Below are 3,621 nucleotides of genomic sequence, written 5' to 3'. Positions count from 1 at the left end.
GGGCCAGCGCCCCGCGAACCGACCGCGCCCTCACCGCCCGGCACTCCCTACAGGCATGTCCTCAAACCCGCACAGGCCGACATGGCCCCGCGCATCCAGCCAAGGGCGCGGGGACCCCAACGCCGGACAGGCTGGACCGGGCCCCCCGTTCGCTCAGCCCCGCAGGCGCGCGATCGCCTCCGAGACCTCGAGCTCCTCCCGCTCCCCCGTCCGGCGGTCCTTCAGTTCCACCACGCCCTCCGCCGAGCGGCGGCCCGCCACCAGGATCTTCGGGACGCCGATCAGTTCCGCGTCCGTGAACTTCACGCCCGGCGAGACCCCGGGACGCTCGTCCACCAGCACCCGCAGGCCCGCCGCCGCCAGCTGGTCGGCGACGTCCAGGGCCAGCTCCGTCTGGAGCGCCTTGCCCGCTGCGACCACGTGGACGTCCGCCGGGGCGATCTCGCGCGGCCAGCACAGGCCCTGCTCGTCCGCCGTCTGCTCGGCCAGTGCCGCCACCGCGCGCGAGACGCCGATGCCGTACGAGCCCATCGTCACCCGGGCCGGCTTGCCGTTCTGGCCGAGCACGTCGAGCTGGAAGGCGTCCGCGTACTTCCGACCGAGCTGGAAGATGTGGCCGATCTCGATTGCGCGGTCGAGCCTCAGCCCCGTACCGCACTGCGGGCAGGGGTCGCCGTCCTGCACCACGACGACGTCGAGGTAGTCGTCCACCTCGAAGTCGCGGCCGGCGACGACATTGCGGGCGTGGGTGTCGGGCTTGTTCGCGCCGGTGATCCAGGCCGTGCCCGGGGCCACCCGCGGGTCGGCGATGTAGCGGACCTTCTCCAGGCCCTGGGGGCCGACATAGCCGCGTACGAGGTCGGGGCGGCCGGTGAAGTCGTCCGCGGTGACGAGTTCCACGGCGGCGGGCGAGAGGTGGTCCGTCAGCTTGCCGAGGTCGACCTCGCGGTCACCGGGCACACCGACGGCGACGATCTCGCCGTCGACCTTGACCAGCAGGTTCTTCAGCGTCGCGGAGGCGGGCACCTCCAGGAGCGCGGCGAGCGTCTCGATGGTCGGCGTCTCGGGGGTGTCCAGCTCCTCCACCGCGGGGTGGTCTGCGGAGACCGCCTGGGCGACGAAGGTCACGGCCTCCGTGTTCGCGGCGTAGTCGCAGGACGGGCAGTACACGAAGGTGTCCTCGCCCGCGGCCGCCGGCGCCAGGAACTCCTCGGACGCGGAGCCGCCCATGGCTCCGGAGACGGCCGAGACGATGCGGTGGGAGAGACCGAGCCGTTCGAAGATCTTGATGTACGCGGCGCGGTGCAGCGCGTACGACTCCGCCAGGCCCTCGTCGGTGGTGTCGAAGGAGTACGAGTCCTTCATCTGGAACTCACGGCCGCGCAGGATGCCCGAACGGGGACGCGCCTCGTCACGGTACTTCGCCTGGATCTGGTAGAGGATCACCGGCAGGTCCTTGTAGGACGTGCACTGGTCCTTGACCAGCTGGGTGAAGATCTCCTCGTGCGTCGGGCCGAGCAGGTACTCCGCGCCCTTGCGGTCCTTGAGGCGGAACAGCTCCGCGCCGTACTCCTCCCAGCGGCCCGTCGCCTCGTAGGGCTCCTTGGGCAGCAGGGCCGGCAGCAGGACCTCCTGGGCGCCGATGGCGTCCATCTCCTCGCGCACCACGCGCGTGACGTTCTCCAGGACCCTCTTGCCGAGCGGCAGCCACGACCAGATGCCCGCCGCGTTGCGCCGGACGTACCCGGCGCGGACGAGCAGCTTGTGGCTGAGCGTCTCGGCGTCCGCCGGGTCGTCGCGCAGTGTCTTGACCATCAGACGGGACATGCGCTGGACCTGGGCTGCCATGGGGAATTCTCCTGCGTCGTATAAGGATGCTGGCAGGAGGTTATCCGGGCGGTGGCTGCGGGCGGAAATCAGTTCCCGCGGAGCAGCGGCAGCGGGGCCCCCATCACGGCGTACGGACTGGGGGCGCTGGGGAACAGGACCTGGCGTGCGAGGTCCCGGTAACCGAGCGAGCGGTAGAGCGCGCGGGCCGGGCTCTCGATGTCGATGGCGGAGAGGATCGACCGCGGCTGGAGGGCCCGGTCGGTGACCGTGGTGATCAGCTCACGGCCGATGCCCCGGCCCTGGAAGGCGGGGTGGACGTGCAGTTCGGTGATGACGAAGGAGTCGTCGAGCCAGCCGTCGCTGTCGTTGCGCCGCAGATAGGGCTCGACGACGGTGGACCACCAGTGGGTGCGGTCGTTGGGCATGCCGTAGACGAAGCCGACGAGGCGCCCGTCGCCGGTGAGTGCGCCGAGGGCGCAGGCGCCGGGCTGGACAAGATGGCGGTCGACGATGTGGCGCCGGACCTCGACCTCGTCGTCGCTCAGCCCGAAGGCGAGGGCCTGCACCGCGAGGGCCTCGTCGATGCGCGCGGCCAGGTCGACCGGTCCGACGGAGATGTCGGGGGTCCGGGGTGCGCCTCCGGGAAGTGCTGCCATGCGCGAACCCTACTTGCCGTCGCGCTCCGTCAGAACAGCACGCTCATGAAGGCTCCGACCTCACGGAAGCCGACGCGCCGGTACGACGCCCTGGCAGCGGTGTTGTAGTCGTTGACGTACAGGCTGACGACCGGTGCGACATCAGCGAGGGCGTAGCGCAGCACGGCCGCCATGCCCGTCTCGGACAGTCCCCGGCCGCGGAACTCCGGGTCCACCCACACCCCTTGGATCTGGCAGGCGTTCGTCGTCGCCGCGCCGATCTCGGCCTTGAAGACGACCCTGCCGTCCTCGATACGGGCGAACGACCGCCCCGCGGCGACGAGTTCGGCCACGCGCGCCTGGTAGAGCAGTCCGCCGTCGCCCGCCATTGGGGAGATGCCGACCTCCTCGGTGAACATGGCGATGCAGGCGGGCATGACCACGTCCATCTCGTCCTTGCGGATGCGGCGGACGTGCGGGTCGGGCTCGATGTCGTCGGGGACCTGCTCGGTGACCATGAGCGGCTGGTTGGCGCGTACGTCCCTGGCGGGGCCCCAGCTCGGTTCGAGCAGCCGCCACAGCTGGGCGGTGGGCTCGGCGGGGCCGACGATGGACGAGCAGCGGCGGCCGGCTCTGCGGGCCCGGTCGGCGAAGGCGCGCACGGCTTCGGGTCCGGCGCAGATCGGCACGAGGTTGGCGCCGGAGTAGCAGAGAGAGCGGAGCCGCCCGTCCGCGTACCAGCCCCACATCTCGCCGCCGAGGCGCCAGGGGTCGAGCCCTGCGACCTGGACCCGGGACGCGACGAAGGCGTTCGTCACCGGCTCGCTCTCGAGGACGGCGAGCGCCGCGCCGAGGTCGCTGGGTTCAAGGACCCGGGTGGTGGTCTGCGTCAACACGAGGGGCCTCACCATACGGTCTGCTGATCTCCGAACTGTACCCGGCGGGTACCCCGGGTGCCGAGCTCAGCAACAGGCCCCGGTGCACGACACTGCGTGCCCGGGGCCCGACGGCGGTTGTCAGCTGACCGAGACCTCGGGTTCGCCGGACATGACGCCGTCCTTCTCCATCTGTTCGGCGATCTTCATCGCCTCTTCGATGAGCGTCTCCACGATCTTCGACTCCGGCACCGTCTTGATGACCTCGCCCTTCACGAAGA

The 3,621-nt window shown here is 70.8% G+C and carries 3 protein-coding genes and 1 pseudogene; all 4 read right to left on the bottom strand.

Translation table 11 applies throughout. The annotated features are described in order from the left end of the window. Nucleotides 1-153: 153 nt before the first annotated feature. Nucleotides 154-1,848 carry a proline--tRNA ligase gene (locus ABTX78_RS32465; RefSeq protein ID WP_352210366.1) on the bottom strand — a complete coding sequence of 565 codons (1,695 nt, stop codon included), beginning with the start codon at nt 1,846-1,848 and terminating at the stop codon, nt 154-156. A gap of 68 nt (nt 1,849-1,916) precedes the next feature. Next, a complete protein-coding gene (locus ABTX78_RS32460; protein ID WP_352210365.1) occupies nt 1,917-2,486 on the bottom strand; it encodes a GNAT family N-acetyltransferase in 570 nt (189 codons plus the stop codon). 29 nt (nt 2,487-2,515) lie between these two features. Then, entirely contained in the window at nt 2,516-3,376 is an 861-nt protein-coding gene (locus ABTX78_RS32455) for a GNAT family N-acetyltransferase (RefSeq protein WP_352210364.1), read from the bottom strand. Between the two features lie 105 nt (nt 3,377-3,481). After that, nucleotides 3,482-3,621: pseudogene (locus ABTX78_RS32450) on the bottom strand (flavodoxin-dependent (E)-4-hydroxy-3-methylbut-2-enyl-diphosphate synthase); the annotation flags it as partial.

This window comes from Streptomyces sp. NPDC096193 (assembly GCF_040302905.1).
GTDB lineage: Bacteria > Actinomycetota > Actinomycetes > Streptomycetales > Streptomycetaceae > Streptomyces.
Note: the sequence above shows the minus strand (reverse complement) of the source record. Positions and strands in the feature narration are given on the sequence as shown.